Source organism: Kineococcus sp. R86509, assembly GCF_042466365.1.
Classification (GTDB): Bacteria; Actinomycetota; Actinomycetes; order Actinomycetales; family Kineococcaceae; genus Kineococcus.
Map to the genome: position 1 here is coordinate 1,914,183 of NZ_JAXHCE010000001.1, position 17,271 is coordinate 1,931,453.

The following is a 17,271-nucleotide window of genomic DNA, read 5'->3' on the forward strand; positions in this document are numbered from 1 at the left end:
CGCCACGTCGCTCCTGAGCTGGGACGACGCAGGAAGGGTTGCCTTCCTTCGGGAGCCGCTCAGTCGCCGCTCAGCGGCCGCGACGCCACCACCGCCGTCCCGCCAGCGCCTCGCGCAGACGGTGCTCGTCGAGGCGGCCGAAGTCGCGTTCGACCCCGTCCAGCAGCACGACGGGCACCTTGTCCGAGTAGCGCCGCAGCAGCTCCGCGTCGGCGTCGACGTCGACCTCGGTCCAGGTCGTCCCCGTCGCCGCCGCCACCGCCGCGACGACCCCGCGACCCTCGTCGCACAGGTGGCAGCCCACCCGCGAGACGAGCACCAGTCGCGCCTCCTGCTGTGACCGCTGCTGTGACTCCGGGTTGCCCACCACTCACTCCTGACCGCTCCTGCGCCGACGACGGGCCTACGATGCCGAACGTGCCTGCCGCCGACGCGTCCACCCCGCTGGTCGACGCCCGCGTGGTGCAGGCGGCCTTCTTCGACCTCGACAACACCATGGTGCGGGGCGCGTCGCTGTTCTACTTCGCCCGCGGCCTCGCCGCGCGGGGGTTCTTCTCCCGCCGCGAGGTGCAGCGCTTCGCCCGCCGCGCGCTGCACTACGCGGTGCGCGGCGAGAACCTCGGCCACCTCGTCGAGATCCGCGACCTCGCCCTGGCCTTCGTCGCCGGTCACGAGACCGCGACCATCCGCCGGATCGGCGAGGACGTCTACGAGGAGCACGTCGAGTCCAAGGTCCGCCTGGGCACCCAGGAACTCGCCCGCCGCCACCTCGCCGCGGGAGCACCGGTGTGGCTGGTCACGGCCGCCCCCGTCGAGATGGCCGAGGTGATCGCCCGCCGCCTGGGGCTGACCGGTGCGCTCGGCACCGTCGCCGAGTCCGTGGCGGGCGTCTACACCGGCAGGCTCGTCGGCGAACCGCTGCACGGTCAGGCCAAGGCCGACGCCGTGCGCGCCCTGGCCGCCTCCGCCGGGTTCGACCTGGCCCGCTGCGCGGCCTACTCCGACTCCGCCAACGACCTGCCGCTGCTCTCCCTGGTCGGCTCCCCCGTCGTCGTCAACCCGGACCGGACGCTGCGCCGGCACGCCGCCACGCACGGGTGGCCCGTGCACGAGTTCCGCCAGTGGCGCCACGCCGTGCGCTGGAGCGCCCGCGTCGGTGCCGTCGGGGTCGGCACGCTCGCCGTCGTCTCCCTGCTCCGCCGCCGCTGACCCGAGGTTCGGAGTGTGACGCAGGTCACGCCGTGGTGGGCTCAAGGTCCCCCGGTCGGGGACCGAGGAGTCCGCGTGACCCCACTCCGCGCACGCGCCGTGAAGGTCGCCGTCGCGACCGCCGTGACCGCCCTCGCCGCCGGTTCCGCCGCCCTGGTCGCCACCCTCGACACCCCGTCGGCCTCCGCCGCGACCGTCCTGTGCGACACCTACGCCAAGACCACGACGGCCGACGGGCGCTACACGATCCAGAACAACCGCTGGGGCACCTCGGCCCAGCAGTGCATCGAACCCAGCGCCACCGGCTTCGCGGTCACCACCGCCGACGGCTCCACCTCGACCTCGGGCGCCCCCAAGAGCTACCCGTCGATCTACTGGGGATGCCACTACGCGGTCTGCACGCCCGGTTTCGACCCCGTCCTGGCCTCCAGCCCGGCGTTCTCGACCCTGCGCACGAACGTCTCGATGACCTACCCCACGACGGGCGAGTGGGACGCGGGCTACGACCTGTGGTTCGACCCGACCGCCCGCCGCGACGGGCAGAACACCGGCGCCGAGGTCATGGTCTGGGCGAACCACGCCGGTCGCCCGCAACCCATCGGCGCCAAGGTGGGCACCGTGGCGCTCGCCGGCACCACCTGGGACGTCTGGTTCGGCAACACCGGCTGGAACGTCGTCTCCTACGTCCGCACGACCGGTACGGCCTCCCTCGACTTCGCGCTGAGCACCTTCTACGACGACGCCGTGCAGCGCGGCTACGCGCAGCGCTCCTGGTACCTCACGAGCGTCCAGGCCGGCTTCGAGCCGTGGGTCGGGGGCGCCGGGCTCGCCGTCACGGACTTCTCCGCCGGACCCGCGGGCAGCACCCCCGCGCCCACCGCCTCGACCCCGGTGACGCCGAAGCCCTCCGCCACCCCGACGCCCGCGGTGACCCGCTCCACCCGTCCGGTCTCCGGGCGCCCGGTCTGCAGCGCCACGGCGCGCACCGAGAACGCCTGGAACTCCGGCGCCGTGCAGACGGTCACCGTCGCCAACGGCCCGACCGGGCGCACCGACTGGTCGACGGCCGTCACGCTGCCCGCCGGCGCCACCGTCACGAACCTCTGGAACGGCACCTGGACCCAGTCCGGGCGCACGCTGAGCGTCCACAACGCGAGCTGGAACGGGACGCTCGCCGCGGGCGCCACGACGAGCTACGGCTACCAGCTGGCGAGCTCCACCAGCCCCGCGACGCCGACCGCGCTCAGCTGCAGCTGACCGGTCCGGACCAGGCGCTCACGAGGCGAAGACGACCACGTTGTCCCGGTAGTGACCGACGCTGCGGTCGAAGGACCCGCCGCAGGTGATGAGCCGCAGGACCGGGCCCGGGGCGGGGCCGTAGACGGCCGCCGTGGGGAACTGGTCCTTCGGGTACTGCTCGACCCCGTCGACGGAGAACGACCGCCGCTGCCCGTCGGTCCCGGTGACGACGACCTCGTCGCCGGGACCGAGGTCACGCAGCCGGAAGAAGGGCGCCGGACCGCTGGTGCTGTCCACGTGCCCCGCGATGATCGCCGGGCCCGTGGCCCCGGGGGCGGCGCTCCCCGTGAACCACCCGACCTGCTGGTAGTCGGCCGGGACCTCCAGCGAACCGTCCGGGTTCACGCCCAGCCGGATCAGCGGGACGTCCACCCCCACGGCGGGGACCTCGAGGTGCACCGGGACCTCACCGGCCACGACGGCGCGCCCGGGGTCACCGACCGCGGGCAGGGGACCCCCGGCGGCCGCGGACGGGGCGGTCGAAGGGGTCGGCGGGGCCGGCTCCGTGGACGGCTCCGCCGGACGCGTGGGACTCGTCGGGACGGGAGCAGCCGACCCCCCGGAACAGCCTGCAGCCCAGAGGGTCACGGGCAGCAGCAGGAGGGACCGTCGACGCAGGACGCGGCCGGTCACGACGAGCGCGTGGTCCTCGCGCGACGCACGGCGAGCACGCCGAGCCCCCCGAGCACGGTCATCGCGAGGATCCACGGGCCGGGCGAGGACTCGGTGTCGAGGCCACCGGCCGTGCCACCGCCGCCGGTCTGCGCGCCACCCACGGGCATCGTCGCCGCGCCCGCGGCGTCGGTCACGACCTGCACGCCGAGGCCGCCGGTCCCGTCGACGACCGCGAGGGTGTAGACGCCGCCCGCGGTCAGGTCGACCTTCGTGGTGGCCGGCGCGACACCGTTCGCGACCGCCTGCAGGGTCCAGGTCCCGGCGGGGACGCTGGTGTAGCTGGTCGGCTGACCGAACACGGCGTCCTGGGCGATGACCGGCCCGTCGACGGCGCTCACCGTCACCTGGGCCGCGGTCGAGGCCGCCGGCAGCAGCCGGACGTTGACCGTCCCGGGCGCGGGCGGGGTCAGGTCGTCCTGCAGGGTCGCCAGCCGGGGCGAGGCGAGGGAGCCCAGGCCCGCGAGGGTGTAGGCGGCGCCGGCCTTGGCGGTGAGGGTGCTGGAGAGGACCGGGGACGAGGTCGGCGCGGCGCCGGCCGGGCGCAGCTCCACGGTGTAGTCGCCGGGTGCGAGCCGCTGGTAGGGCGCGACGTCGCCGTAGCCGGCGTCGGCGGCCAGGACCACGGTGTCGCCCCCGGCGGTGGGCCGGGCGCTGACCTGCATCGCCTCGAGACCCGGGACCAGGTGGGCGGCGCGCACCCAGGCGTCACCGGGGACGACGGCCGCGGCGGCTCCCCGCGCGGACAGCAGGACCACCAGGAGGACGGCCAGCACCACGCCGATCACCGTCGACACGCGGCCTTGCGGGTGGACACGGCGGGAACGGACCAGCACGGGGGACTCCTCGGGACGTGGACGGTGGCGGTCGCAGAGGCCGACTGCACCTGACCCCGCACCGCAGACGCGATCAGAGGACCACGCCGGGCCCTCAGTCTGCGGCAGGGACGGACCTCGCGCACGCACCGGGCGCCTTCTGCCGTCGATGTCACGGTAAGTACAGCAGTAGTGACTACGTGATGGACCGAACGGCGCGCAAACGCCTCGAACCTCACTCCCTGTCGATCAGACATGACCTAGAGAAGTTCTTTCGGAGCACACCCATCTGTTCGGGTGACGGACCCGAACACCTCTCAGCCGCGGGACCTACGTTTCGTCGAAAGGCCGATCCCGGCCCGGGAACCTCGACGACGCGGGTCCACTGAACTGCACGAGAGAGGTCTCACCGATGGTTGCCACGCCCGTAGAACGTCCGGCGCACCCGAAGGTCACGATCGTGGTGCCCGCGTGGAACGAAGCGCGCAACCTCGAGATCGTCCTGCCCGGTCTGCCGAAGGTCCACGAGGTGATCGTCGTCGACGGTCACTCCACCGACGGGACCGCCGAGGTCGTGGCCCGGGTGCTGCCCGAGGCGAAGTTCCTGCAGCAGACCCGACGCGGCAAGGGCAACGCCCTGGCCGTGGGTTTCGAGGCCGCCACCGGTGACGTCATCGTCATGTTCGACGCCGACGGCTCCGCCGACGCCGCCGAGATCTCCGACTTCGTGGCCGCGCTCGTCGCCGGCGCCGACTTCGCCAAGGGCAGCCGCGTCCTCGCCGCCGGCGGCAGCGACGACATCACCCTCGTGCGCGACACCGGCAACCGGATGCTGACGCTGTTCACCAACGTGCTGTTCCGCACCAAGTACACGGACCTCTGCTACGGCTACAACGCCTTCTGGCGCGACGTGCTCCAGCACCTCGCCATCCCGTCCTCGCGCTACGACACCGCGCAGTGGGGTGACGGCTTCGAGATCGAGACCCTCATCAACTGCCGGGTCGCCGCCGCCGACCTGCAGATCCACGAGGTGCCCAGCGTGGAACTGCGTCGCATCCACGGCGAGAGCAACCTGCACGCCGTGCGCGACGGCCTGCGGGTGCTGCGCACGATCCTCACCGAACGCTTCCAGCGCGGGCGCTCCACCACCCCCACCCCCAGCGCGGAACTCCTCACCCACGCCCACGCCGACGCGGAGCACACCCTCGCGAACGAGGAGGCCCAGGACGCGGCGCTGCTGGACTCCCCCATGGCCCGGGTCATCGACCTGCGCCCGACCGACCGCCAGCCGTCGGTCCCCCAGCAGGGGACCGAACCGGGTCGTCGCGAACTCCACCCGACCGAGCAGGACGCGCGGGAGAACGCATGAGGTCCGTCCCCGAGGCGCGCACCTCCGGGACGTCCCGTCCCACCCGTGTCCTGGTCGTCGGTTCGGGCTGGCGGTTCACCTCCGGGATCAGCTACTACACCTGCCGCCTCGCGAACGCCTTCGCCGAACGCACCACGACGAGCGTCGTCCTGATGCGTCGCCTGGTGCCGCGGTTCCTCTACCCCGGACGCTCGCGGGTGGGTTCCGTCGTGAACGACGTCGACTACTCCCCCGACATCGACGTCTACGACGGCGTCGACTGGTACTGGGGACGCAGCGCCCGGGGGGTGTCGGGTTTCCTCGACCGCACCCGCCCCGACGTCGTCGTCCTGCAGTGGTGGACCGGCGCGGTGCTGCACTCCTACCTGCTCCTCGCGCGGGCGTTGCACCGCCGCGGGGCCAAGGTCGTCATCGAGTGGCACGAGGTCCAGGACACCGGGGAAGCCCGGGTCCCCGGTGTGGTCCGCTACGTGCGGTCGGCGATGAAGGCGCTGCTGCGCCGGGTCGACGCGCACGTCGTCCACTCCGAGTACGACTCCGAACTCCTGCAGGGGGCCTACGGCCTCGACCCGCGTCAGATCACGGTCATCCCGCACGGGCCGTACGACCACGTCCTCGACGCCACCGCGGTGCGCAGCGAGAACGCCACCGGCGACGCCCCGCTCCGCCTGTTGTTCTTCGGGACGATCCGTCCGTACAAGGGGCTCGAAGACCTCGTCGAGGCGTTCTCCTCGCTGCCCCGGGAACTGGCGGAGAAGTTCCGGCTGACCATCGTCGGGGAGACGTGGGAAGGGTGGACGGCACCGCTGGACGCCGTGCGGGACAGCCCGAACGGCGACCGCATCGACCTCGTCAACCGCTACGTCACCGACGCCGAGGTCCGCACCCACTTCGCCGCGGCCGACGCCGTGGTGCTCCCCTACCGCCGTTCGTCGTCCTCCGGGCCGCTGCAGATGGCGATGAGCGCCGGACTGCCGACCGTGGTGACCTCCGTCGGCGGTCTCGTCGAGGCCGCCCGCGACTACGAGGGTGCCGTGTTCGTGCCCCCGGCCGCGCCCGCGGAACTCGCCGCCGCGCTGCGGGGACTCCTGGAACGCCGGGGCGAGCGCTACGCCGACCCGCACTCCTGGGACACCTCGGTCACCCGCTTCGCCCGGGTCTTCGCGAGCCTCGGGGTTCCCGGCTCCGTCGCGGGCCCCCGCGCCGCGTCGACCGAAACCCGGGCACCGCGGCACGACGACGCCCGCCGCGATGTCGTGGCCTGAGCGATCCTCCCGCCCAGGACCCACCGGAACCGCCGACGACCCGTCGCCCCCGAGAACTCGGGGCCGACGGGTTCTTCCGCGTTCCCGGGGAGAAACCCTCAGGACGTCCCCGACACCTGCGAACCCAGTCGCCGGGTGACGTCGAACAACAGGTCGTCGTCGGAACGCACGACGTCGTAACCGTCGGTCTGACCGGTGCCGTAGTGCCACACCAGGTACCCGGACGCACCGGCGTCGAACGCGGCCTGCGCCTTCGCCCGGACCAGTTCCGCCCGTCGACCCCGCCCGGCCGCGTCCGAGGCGGAGATCCCCACCTCGCCGACGACGAGGGGTTTCTGGATCTGGGCGGCGATGGCGAACGAGCACGCGATCGGCGCGGTCGTGGAACGGCAGGTCTGCGAACCGACCGCCGGCAGGCTGCCGTCGGCCTCGGCCCCCGGCATGGCCTCGGTGTCGGACCCGTAGCGGGCCCAGTCGTGCACCTCCACGAAGTCCAGGTCGGTCTGGTTGTAGACCGCGAGGAAGTCCGCGCCGCTGCCCCCCGGGGCACCGTTGCCCTGGGTTCCCAGGGTGACGAGGTGGTTCGGGTCGACGGAGTGGACCAGGCCCGCGACGTCACCGGCGAAACTCACGAGGACCGACCGTCCCTGGTCGTCGCGGGCCGGGGTCTCGGCCTCGTTGACCAGCATCCAGGCCATCACCACGGGTTCGTCGCTGTAGTGCTCCGTGATGGCTCTGACGTAGTCCCGGTAGGAGATCCGCGCGCTGCCGTAGGGTTTCCGGTACCCCTGGCTGAACCAGGTCCCGCCGTCGGCCTCCGCGAGGGAGACGCCCGGTTCGCCTGTGCTGCAGTCCCCCGGCCCGTCCTCGAGGACCGGGATCAACCGGATCCCGGTCGCCCGCGCGGCGTCCACGACGCGGTCGACGGCGCTGAAGTCACGACCACCGTCGGTGTAGGTCTGGTACGCCCAGAACCGGACGACGGTGACCCCCGCGTGGTCGTGCAGCCAGCGGAAGTGGTCCTCGAGGTCCTCGGGGGGGATGCGCGACGCCGGGCGGCAGGAGTACCGGTCGCTGGCGGCCGCGTCGTAGAGGTTGAAACCCACGAACCGGAAGGGTTTCCCGTCGACGGTGAACTGCCGCCCGTCGCGTTCCACGAAGTCGTCGGCCGCACCGGAACAGGACGTCAGCCCCGCCCCGACCAGCGTCAGCAGGGTCAGCGCGGCGAGCGGTCCGGTCCACGACCGGTTCCGGTGCGGACCAGCTCGTCGAGAACGGGGGCCATGCGGTCGACGACGCGTTGCCACGTGAACTCCTCCCGAACCCGCAGACGCGCCGTGGCAGCCATCGACGAGCTGTGCGCGGGATCGGCCAAGGATCGCACGAGTGCGGCCGCCAGACCCGCCGGGTCGTTCGCGGCGACCACGTGTCCCTCGACCTGGTCCCGCACGACGTCGGGGATCCCGCACGACGCGGTGGTGACCAGCGGAACTCCGCGGGCCATCGCCTCCAGCAGCACCAACGGGAACGGGTCGAAGACGGAGGGCAGCACGAACACGTCGGCCTGGGCGTAGAGGCGGGCGATGTGCTCCCGGTCGTGAACCCTCCCCAGGACCTCCACACCCGGCTGGGCGGGAACCTCCGGGCGCGTCCCGACCAGGCGCAGCGTCGCGCCGGGGAAACGTGCGCGGACCTGCGCGAAGGCGGTCAGCAGGTCGTGACCCCCCTTGCGGGCGAAGTCGTTGCCGATGAACAGCAGGTTCGGGGCGTGGCCCGGCGAGGTTCCGCGGTGGGCGACGTGCTCGGGCAGACCCCCGTTCGCCCCGGCCCCCACGACGCTGACCCGGGCGGGATCCACGCCGTACTCGTCGACCAGCGAGTCCCTCGTCGCGGTGCTGAACGAGAAGACGTGCCGGGCGGCGCGGTAGGCGGCGGTCTCCTGGGCGTACCAGCGTTCCAGCGCCCTCCCCCGCAGGGGGTTCCACGCCGGCCACGAGGCCGCCGACTGCCGGTGCGTGCAGTCGACGTAGAGCAGGCTGCCGCCACCCCCGGTGACGTCGAAGAGGGCGTGCACCTGGAAGACGGGGGCCTGCGGATCCGGCGAGCGCCGGCGCAGGAGTTCCGCGTTGCGCGAGCGCAGCGCGTAGCCGAGGCCGCTCTTGAAGAAGTGCTCGGCCCATCGCACGCGGGAGGGGCGGAACGTCGTCGCCGCGACGGCCACCCGTTGCCACCGGGACAGGTCGGTGTCGAGGACCCCGGCCACGGGGTAGCGCCGCTGGAGTTCCTCGAAGAGGAAGGGCGTCAACGCGTCCCCCCGCGAGGCGAGCAGCAACCCTCCGGAACCGGACGGACGGGCCGGAGTCCGGGATGGTTCCAGGAGCATTCGGGGAACTTCTGCCTCTCGAGGTCGAGGGCGGACCGATCGGCGAACGGTCCGGGCCCCACCCCAAGGTTCGGGCCCCGCACGGGTCCGGGGCAAGACCTGATCAGGTGAACCGCTCGCGGGCGGGACGCTCCATCGTCCTGCATCCGCGGGGGTCGTGCGGACGCGGGTGGCACCGCTCAGGAACCGCAGGCGGTCGTGACCCCCGGTGGCACGGCCGCGGACCAGGGACCCCGCGTCCCCCGCAGCGAGATCCCGGCGACGCGGTACTCCGAACGCCTCCCGGCGGCCGTGGTGTCCACCCACAGCGCACCGCTCGCGGGGAGGACCGCCTGGTCGCGCACCTGCCAGGTGAGGTTCTGCCAGCCGGCGGTGGACCCGGCCGCGCGCCGCTGCACGACGTAGCGCACGGCGGGCGCCGCACCCCGCCAGCGCAGCCCCGTGCCGGTCCCCGTCGCCACCTGGGCCAGCCCGCACGGCGCCGGGGGGGCCACGTCGGAGGCCGCCGCACCGGACACCTTCGCGGCGAACGCGCGCAGCGTGCCCGTCCGCGCCCGCTCGTCGTCGTCGCGACCGGGGAAGAAGTACTGGAACCCGTCGTCGTGGTCGACGAACCCGGCGGTGTCGGCGTGCGGCACGACCGACCAGGTCAGCGCGCCGACCGCTCCGGAGAGGCGGACGGTGTCGAGGAAGTCCTGCAGGCCGGAACCGCCGCGGTGGTTGTTCCAGTCGTACTCACCGACGAGGTAGGCCTTGCCGTGGGCGGCGGCCGTCGCAGCGGCCGAGCGCACCCGGTCCAGCTGCATCGGGTAGAAGTGGTCGTCGACGACGTCGACCGAGGCGATGTCCAGGCTCGGGGCGTGCAGGCAGTCCGTCCGGCAGCCGGGGTCGGTGCCGTGCCCGTCGACGACGAGCTGGCGCGGGGCCACGGACTTCAGGTGGTCGGCGATCGCCCGGGTCCAGGAGCCGTCCCAGTAGTTGCCCGAACAGGTCTGGCACCACATCTCGTTGCCGGTCTCCCAGGCCATGATCGTCGGGTCGTCGCGGTAGGCGAGCCCCGTGTAGGGGTTCACGTGCTGCACGAAGTGCGAGATGTAGGCCTGGTAGTCGGCGATGACCCCGGGGTCGGAGAAGAAGGCGGACTCGGGCAGCCCGCGCCATCCCGTGTAGGTGAGCTTGCTGCCGTGGTAGTAGTCCCAGTTGTCCACCAGGGTGACCACGAGGCGCTGCCCGTGCCGGGCGGCCGAGGCCACGGCGTAGTCGATGGAGTCGAAGGCGGAGTCCTGGAAAACGCCCGGACGGGGTTCGATGCAGCGCGCGCAGCCGACGAGCCCGCCCCAGGTGCGCACGACGGTGCCGCCGGTGGCCTGGGCCGCCCGGAAGGCGTCGTCGATGCGGAAGCGGGACGGGACGGTCGGCTGTCCCGTGGCGTCGCGGACGTTGTCGTCGAGGCCGAGCCAGTAGACGTTGGTCCCGGAGAAGCGGAACGTCGCGCCGTTCAGCGTCAGCCGGGACCCGTCGCGCTGGACGAAGCCCGTCGTCTGAGCGGCAGCGGCCGCGGGGCTGCTCCCGGGCAGGCCCACCGCCGCCGACCCGACCGTGAGCAGGGCCGCGAGGGCCGCCAGGACGAGACCGCGCAGCAGCGGGGGTCGCGGGGTCGTCGGTCGGAGTCGGCGCACCCCTCCCCATCGGCGGGGGGAGCGCCGATCTGTACGGCCCGGTCAGCCCGTGCGGTCAGTGAGCGCGACGGGAGGAGCGCCGGTCGTGGACCAGCTGGTCGGCGTACAGCGCGTCCACCGCGGCCGCCGTGCGCCGGGCGTCGTAGCGCTCGACCACCGCGGCCGGGGCGGGGCGGCGGTGCAGCCCACGGGCGGTCAGGTCGTCCAGCGCCGCGCTGAGCGCCTCGGGGCCGCCGCCGTCGGCGCGGGCCACCCCCTCGGGCAGCGTCCCGAGCTCCTCGAGCGCCGGGCACTGCACGAAGACCGAGGGCAGTCCGCCCGCGACGGCCTCCAGGACGGCGAGGCCGAAGGTCTCGTCGCGCGAGGCGCTGAGCAGGACGTCCGCGGCGGCGAGCACGGCCGGGACGTCGTCCCGCGCGCCCAGCCAGCGGACCGCGGGGGCGATCCCCAGCTCCCCCGCGAGGGACTCCAGCCCCGGACGCAACGACCCCGCCCCGGCGACCAGCAGGACGTGCCCGCCGGCGAGCAGCCGGGGCGCGAGCGCCCGCAGGACCTCGTCGACGCGCTTGACGGGGTCCAGGCGGCCGACGACGACGACCGCCGTGCTGCCCTCCGGCACTCCCAGCTCGGCCCGCACGCGCTCGCGGTCGCCCGCCCGGGGGCGGACGGCGTCGAGGTCGATCCCGTTGTCGATCACGGAGATGCGGCTCCGCGCCACGCCCCACGCGACCAGGCGGTCCGCGGTGGTGGCGGAGACCGCGACGGTGTGGTCGGTGAGGGCCTCGAGGCCGGTGTAGACGCGCCGCAGCCAGGCGGTGAGCGGGCGGCCCTCGATCGAGTCCGCCATCAGCGAGTGCTCGCTGGAGACCACGACGGGGACCCCGGCCAGGCGGGCCGCCGGGATGCCCCAGAGCTGCGCGGCGAGCAGGTGGACGTGCACGACGTCGGGGCGCAGCCGGCGCAGCTCGCGGGCCAGCCGCGCGATCGCGAGCGGTTTGCGCCAGCCCGCCATGCCGAGGACGTCGACGTGGTGTCCCCGCCGGCGCATCGCGTCCGCCACGGGGCCGCCCTCGTAGAGGCAGAGCGTCCGGGACTGCGCGCCCGAACGCTCGACCAGCAGCTCCAGCTGCCGTTCGGCGCCGCCGGTGGTGAGGGTCGTGATGACGTGGACGACCCGGGTCGGGCGGCTCACCAGGAACCCCCGCCCAGCACCGTGCGGTAGACCTCGGCGGTCGCCGCGACGCTCGTCTCCCACGTCGGCAGCTCCACCGGCCGGGGGACGTGCGGGACCGCCCCGCGGGCCCGGGTGGCCAGCAGTTGGGTGCTGAGCGCCGCGGCCAGGGTCGCCGCGTCGGCGTCGGGTGCGACCCCGACGACCAGGCCGTCCTCGACGAGGTCCCCGATGCCGGCCACGTCGCTGCCCACGACCGGCAGCCCGAGGGTCACCGCCTCCATGACCCCCACCGGGTGCGCCTCGTAGTCCGACATCGCCGCCATCACCCCGGCGCGGGCGAGCTCGCCCGCCATCGCGGTCCGGTCCGCGGGCGGCAGCGCCCGGAACTCCACGTGGTCCGCGACGCCGGCGCGTTCGGCCCCGCGCCGCAGCTCCTGCTCGTAGGGACCGCTGCCGAGGACGACCACGTGGGCCTGCGGGACCTGCGCGCGGACCAGCGGCAGGGCCTCGATGACCCGCTGGTGACCCTTGTAGCGCTCCAGGCGCCCGCTGGTCACGATGCGGCCCTCGACCGGCGCGACCGCGACGGGCGACGGCGGCAGCGCGCCCCCGTTGGGGATGACGCTGAAGCGGGACTCGGGGAGACCGGTCACCGCGGCGAAGGCCGAGCGCTCGAACCGGCTGACGGCGATGAGCCGCGCGGCCCGCCGCAGCAGCGGGGCCAGGACCCGGTACTGCACGCCGCGGCCGGCGGTCCGCACGGAGGAGGAGTGCCCGCCGCTGTGGAAGGTGAGGACGAAGGGGGTCCGGGCCGCGATCGCCGAGAGCATGCCCACGGGCGGTGCGAGGGTGTTGACGCCCTGCACGTGCACGAGGTCCCAGTGCCCCCGCAGGACGGGCAGCGCCAGCCCGGGCGAGAGGTAGAGGTCGCCCTCCCGCGGCCAGGACCGGCGCCGGAGCACGGGGATGCCGTTGACGACGTCGTGGCGGGCCAGCCCGCCGCTGCGGTCGGTGGCGAGGACGGTCAGGTCGAACTCCCCCGTCGCCGCGAGCCCGCGGGTGATCTCGGCGACGTGGGTCTCCAGCCCACCCATCTCGGGGAAGTAGCGCTGGACGACGTGCAGGACCCGGGGTCGCCCGTTCCGCGCGGTCACCGGTTCACGACCAGGGTGCGCAGCGGCTGCACCTGTCCGGGGTTGCTGACGGTGACGACGACCTTGCCCTGGACCGGCACGACGACGGTGGTCCGCACGGTTCCTCCTTCGGGGACGGAGAACAGCGGGTAGGTGACGGCGGAACCGTCACCCGGGTCCGTGCGCAGTTCCAGCGGGCCCGCGGCCTCCTCGGAGGAGACCTCGACCACGGCCTGGGCGCCGTCCAGCGACACGAGGGACATCTGGACGGGCGACGTCGAGTTCTCGTCCACGCTGCGCACGGCGACGACGAGGGCCACGACGGTGACGGCGACGGCGGCGAGCACCCACGGCGAGGTGCGCAGGACCGCCCGGCGCAGGGAGCCCTCGGCCACCGGGGCCGCCTCGACGGAGGCTTCGCGCTCCCGCACCGGGGCGAGCGCGCTGCCGAGGAGGCCGAGGAGCGCGAGCGCCCCCAGGCCCACGGCCCAGGTGCCGGCCCGCAGGCCGATCCCGCTCACGCCCAGCACCATCCCCACGAGCACGAGGACGACGAGGACCCCGCCCACCGCGGTGAGGACGCGGTCGAGGGTGGAACGGCGCCACCCCCGGCGGACGAGCTGCGTCGCGGTCGCGACGGTGGCGGCCAGGACGAGGGCGCTGCGCAGCCAGGTCGGGCCGTCGAGGAGGACGGCGACGACGGCCGCGACGACGAGGACGACCGCGCCCACGAGCAGGGGGGTGGCCCCGACCGGGCGCGTCCGCGGGGACGTGGTGCTCACTTTCCCAGCTCCGAGAGGTCGTAGACGGCGATGGAGCCGTTGTCGTAGATGCGGTCGACGCCGGGGACGTCGTCGAACTTCTCCAGCGCGGCCAGCGGGACGGGCGTGGTGCGCCCGTCGCCGCCGAACTCGCCGCTCTCGACGTAGACGCCCTGGTTGGGCAGCCCGTTGGCGTCGCGCCGGTCGACCACGAGGTAGCGGATGCCGGCCTCGCGGACGAGGTCGACGTCCTTCTGGCTGAACTGCGGGTCGAGGAGGAGGCGGGAGGCGTCGATGTCGGTGCTGATGTGGCGCACGGTGAACATGCCGCCGTCGGCGGCCGCGAGCAGACCGGACACCCGGTCGGCGTAGACCCGGGTCTCCGGTGGCAGCGTCCGCCCCAGCCACTGCGCCGCGGCGAGGTTGTCGGCGTCGGCGCTGCGGGCGTCGGCGGAGACGAGGAACGGCCCGGGCAGCTGGGAGCTGACCGTCCCCGACCCCAGCACCACGCCACCGAGGAACGTCACCGTCGCCGCGACGCCGAAGATCCCGGCGACGCGTCGGGTCGCGGGGCGCCGCACGAGCCACCAGGCCACCACGAAGGCGACGCCGAGGAAGACGAAGCCCGCGGCGCGGTCGCCGACCTCGGAGGTGGCCCGGGCCACGTGGCCGCCGGGGACGACGGGCCAGAGCACGGCCGTGAGGACGAGGACGACGGCCAGCGAGACCCGGGTCCGGACCCACGCCCGCGCGGCCCACAGCGAGGGCAGCAGCGCCAGCAGCGTGATCCCCAGGCCCCCGATGAGCAGCAGCTGCTCCCACCAGGCGGGACCCACGCCCGCGGTGTTGGCGAAGAGGGCCTTGGTCTGCTTCCCCTCGAAGAGGGCACCGAGGTCGGTGGAGGAACTGGTGACGATGGAGCCCAGGTAGCTGCCGAGGGTGTTGCCCGGGTTCAGCAGGGTGGCGGTGAAGCAGGCGAGGCCGAAGACCGTGGTCACGGCCAGCGCGCCGGCCTCGCTGCGCCGCGCGGTGTCCCCGCCGCGACGGGCGGAGCGCGCCACGAGGAGCTCGACCAGCGTCCAGACGGCGAAGGCCGCCAGCAGCAGGGCCGCGGTGACGTGGTGGGTGGCGGTGACCGCGGCGAACGCGGCCAGCGGCAGCACCAGCCCGCGCCACGACCCGCGGTGCCGGGAGGCGAACAGGGCGACGGTGAGGACGGCGAGCGGCAGCGCGAGGGTCTGGTAGCTGAACTGGGAGTTGAAGAACAGCATCTGCGGGTTGCAGGCGTAGACCACGACGGCGACGGCCCCGGCCCGGTGCGAACGGGTGAGGCGGACGACGACGGCCGCGATGCCCAGGCTGAGCACGACCCTGGCGGCGATCAGCAGCACGACGGAGCTGGTGTGCGCAGAGAGGCCGGTCAGGTCGGCGACGCCGTCGGTCGCGACCTCCAGACCGGGGTAGTACGCCGTGATGGGCAGCAGCGGGTTCAGCCCGAACAACTGCCCGGTGTCGGAGATCTGGCGGAGCAGGTTCGCGTGCAGCAGCTCGTCGTGGAACATGAACCGGTCGGGGTAGAGCACGACCCGGCTCAGCTGCAGGGCGGCGGCGGCGGTGACGGCCGTCCAGACCCGCACCGAGCCGCTGGTGCGCGGCCACATCGCCAGCAGGGCGGCCGGCCCGACGAGGAGCACCAGCCCGGCCTCCCAGAGCAGCTGGGTCGCGCCCCCGTCGTCGCCGGTGCTGCGGGCCCGGGCGGCGGCGAAGGACATCGCGAGCAGCCCGAGAGCGGTGGCGAGCAGGGCCGGGCCGAGCCCCCGGGACCCGCGGCGGGCGGGGACGGGTTCGACCACGGCCGCGACCGACCGGGCCTGCGCCGTCCGCTCGTCCACCGCGTCCTGCTCCAGGGTCTGGTTCTGCACCACGTCCGGGTCCACCTTCTCGACTGCTTCCTCTGCTGTTCCTCCCGCACGTTCCTGGGCTGCTTCCTGGGCCACGAAGCGGCGCCGGGCCGCCAGCAGCGGGACGGCGAGCAGCAGCGCCTCGACGACCAGCACCCCGACCCACGCCGCGCTGAGGCCGACCACCCCGCCGACGTGCGCCCCGACGAGGGCCGCGGCCAGCTCGGCGACGGTGAAGACGACCAGGACCAGGGTCGCGTCCCCGGTCCGGCCCTGCACGCGGCGCAGGGCGACGAAGTGGTCCTTGATCACGAACGGCAGACCGGCGAGGACGAGGATGCGGAGCACGTTCGAGCCGTCCGCGGCGTAGGTGTCCCCGAAGATCCGCAGCACGTAGGGCGCCAGCGGGAAGAGCGCGAGGTTGGCGGCCACGCTGACCCCGAGGCCCAGCGGCAGGGTGACCCGCATCCGTCGCAGGACCTCGCCGTCGTCGCCCTCCGCGGCGGCGAAGAGCCCCACGGACAGGGCGTAGGGCAGGGCGAAGACGAAGCCGGTGAGCTGGAGCGCGGCCCCGAAGGGGGCGTTGGCGTCGGCCGAGACGGCGGCGGTGACGATGACGGGCAGCAGCATCAACGGGCTCTGCAGCGTCGTGTTGAGCGCGTGGTGGCTCAGCGCGCGCCGGCCGAGCCCGCGCATCGAGGACAGGTCGACCAGGCGGGGGTGCTGCTGCAGCGCGCGGCCACCGCGGGTGCGGTGCGCCACGAACGGCAGCGAGACCACCGTTCCCACGGCCCAGGCGGCGAAGACCGCCATCCCGTCGGTGGCGCCGGCCGCGGCGAGGCCGAGCAGGACGACGACCTTGGTCGCGCTGGCGATCACGTTGCGTTCGAGCTGGAGGTTGCCCGAGCCGATGACGAGGACGGCCTGGTCCAGCACGAGGACGACGGCGGCGAGGCCGGTCCCGACGGCGAAGAGGGTGGCGTGCCCGGGGGAACCGGCGAGGGGGCTGAGGTTGTCCAGTCGCAGGACGTGGATGGCCACGACGGGGACCACGACGGCCAGCAGCGTCCCGGCCGCGGCGGAGACGGCCAGCGCGGTGCGCACGGTGACACGGCGGACGCCCTGCTCGGTCCGCGGGAGCAACGAGATGAGCAGGGTGCCCAGACCCAGGGTCCCGAGGGCGCCGAGCAGTCCCATGGCCGAGATGGCGGCGTTCGCGACGCCGAACTGGTCCCGGGTGAACCCGCGGGAGGCGATGGCCCAGAAGAGGAGCCCGAGGACGCTGGTGACCGCCTGGGTCCCGACCAGGGAGGCCGAGATGCGGAGGATGCGCTGGAGACCGCTGGGAACGTCATCGCGCCCGGAAGAACTCGTGGTGCTGGGCGTGCTCGTCACTCCCGGGGTCATCCGACTCCTCGACTCGGCGGCGGGTGCCGCTGCCCGGCGGGCCCTCGAAGTCTAAGGAGGGCGGTCGCCCGGGCGTCCCTGGACGAGGGCCCCGGTCGGCATCTGGGCGATGCCTTCACTGGATCGGCCCGAACGAACAGCACGCAGAGCGACCAGCGGTAACCCGGAGCGACGGAGCGGCCCCGGAACGCACGAAGGGCGGGT

14 protein-coding genes are annotated in these 17,271 nt (G+C 73.9%); 4 read left to right on the top strand and 10 right to left on the bottom strand.

Annotation, left to right across the window (positions count from 1 at the left end; all coding sequences use genetic code 11):
- Positions 1 to 70: 70 nt before the first annotated feature.
- The gene (locus tag SJY07_RS09210) at positions 71 to 319 is read right to left on the bottom strand and encodes a glutaredoxin family protein (protein ID WP_380158564.1); all 249 of its coding nucleotides are present in this window, start codon (positions 317 to 319) and stop codon (positions 71 to 73) included.
- An 89-nt stretch (positions 320 to 408) separates the two neighbouring features.
- Between SJY07_RS09210 and SJY07_RS09215 the strand changes: the two genes are divergently transcribed.
- Both SJY07_RS09215 and SJY07_RS09220 read left to right on the top strand, forming a co-directional pair.
- A complete protein-coding gene (locus SJY07_RS09215; RefSeq protein WP_380158566.1) occupies positions 409 to 1,209 on the top strand; it encodes an HAD family hydrolase in 801 nt (266 codons plus the stop codon).
- Positions 1,210 to 1,284: 75 nt separating this feature from the next.
- Positions 1,285 to 2,466 carry a cellulose binding domain-containing protein gene (locus tag SJY07_RS09220; RefSeq protein ID WP_380158568.1) on the top strand — a complete coding sequence of 394 codons (1,182 nt, stop codon included), beginning with the start codon at positions 1,285 to 1,287 and terminating at the stop codon, positions 2,464 to 2,466.
- 18 nt (positions 2,467 to 2,484) lie between these two features.
- On the opposite strand, the gene SJY07_RS09225 is transcribed toward SJY07_RS09220, so the two are convergent.
- Positions 2,485 to 3,141, bottom strand: a complete 657-nt coding sequence (locus SJY07_RS09225; RefSeq protein WP_380158570.1) for a class F sortase — start codon at positions 3,139 to 3,141, stop codon at positions 2,485 to 2,487.
- On the bottom strand, positions 3,138 to 4,016 hold the full coding sequence (locus tag SJY07_RS09230; protein WP_328294552.1) for a DUF4397 domain-containing protein: 879 nt from the start codon (positions 4,014 to 4,016) through the stop codon (positions 3,138 to 3,140). The genes SJY07_RS09225 and SJY07_RS09230 overlap by 4 nt, the downstream gene beginning before the upstream one ends.
- Positions 4,017 to 4,407: 391 nt before the next feature.
- Between SJY07_RS09230 and SJY07_RS09235 the strand changes: the two genes are divergently transcribed.
- Entirely contained in the window at positions 4,408 to 5,364 is a 957-nt protein-coding gene (locus SJY07_RS09235; RefSeq protein WP_380158572.1) for a glycosyltransferase family 2 protein, read from the top strand.
- On the top strand, positions 5,361 to 6,629 hold the full coding sequence (locus tag SJY07_RS09240) for a glycosyltransferase (protein ID WP_328294550.1): 1,269 nt from the start codon (positions 5,361 to 5,363) through the stop codon (positions 6,627 to 6,629). The genes SJY07_RS09235 and SJY07_RS09240 overlap by 4 nt, the downstream gene beginning before the upstream one ends.
- A 98-nt stretch (positions 6,630 to 6,727) precedes the next feature.
- On the opposite strand, the gene SJY07_RS09245 is transcribed toward SJY07_RS09240, so the two are convergent.
- The 7 genes from SJY07_RS09245 to SJY07_RS09275 form a co-directional block, all read right to left on the bottom strand.
- Complete coding sequence (locus SJY07_RS09245) at positions 6,728 to 7,936, bottom strand: cellulase family glycosylhydrolase (RefSeq protein WP_380158574.1); 1,209 nt, start codon at positions 7,934 to 7,936, stop codon at positions 6,728 to 6,730.
- Complete coding sequence (locus SJY07_RS09250) at positions 7,846 to 9,012, bottom strand: glycosyltransferase family 4 protein (RefSeq protein WP_328294548.1); 1,167 nt, start codon at positions 9,010 to 9,012, stop codon at positions 7,846 to 7,848. Before SJY07_RS09250 ends, SJY07_RS09245 begins: the two co-directional genes overlap by 91 nt.
- 179 nt (positions 9,013 to 9,191) lie before the next feature.
- Positions 9,192 to 10,691, bottom strand: a complete 1,500-nt coding sequence (locus tag SJY07_RS09255; RefSeq protein WP_380158577.1) for a hypothetical protein — start codon at positions 10,689 to 10,691, stop codon at positions 9,192 to 9,194.
- Between the two features lie 55 nt (positions 10,692 to 10,746).
- Positions 10,747 to 11,883 (bottom strand): glycosyltransferase, encoded by a 1,137-nt coding sequence (locus tag SJY07_RS09260; protein ID WP_380158579.1) that lies wholly within the window; start codon positions 11,881 to 11,883, stop codon positions 10,747 to 10,749.
- Entirely contained in the window at positions 11,880 to 13,019 is a 1,140-nt protein-coding gene (locus SJY07_RS09265) for a glycosyltransferase family 4 protein (RefSeq protein ID WP_380158581.1), read from the bottom strand. The genes SJY07_RS09260 and SJY07_RS09265 overlap by 4 nt, the downstream gene beginning before the upstream one ends.
- Positions 13,016 to 13,780, bottom strand: a complete 765-nt coding sequence (locus SJY07_RS09270) for a hypothetical protein (protein WP_380158583.1) — start codon at positions 13,778 to 13,780, stop codon at positions 13,016 to 13,018. The genes SJY07_RS09265 and SJY07_RS09270 overlap by 4 nt, the downstream gene beginning before the upstream one ends.
- Positions 13,777 to 17,067 carry a hypothetical protein gene (locus SJY07_RS09275; protein WP_380158585.1) on the bottom strand — a complete coding sequence of 1,097 codons (3,291 nt, stop codon included), beginning with the start codon at positions 17,065 to 17,067 and terminating at the stop codon, positions 13,777 to 13,779. The genes SJY07_RS09270 and SJY07_RS09275 overlap by 4 nt, the downstream gene beginning before the upstream one ends.
- Between the last annotated feature and the right edge of the window lie 204 nt (positions 17,068 to 17,271).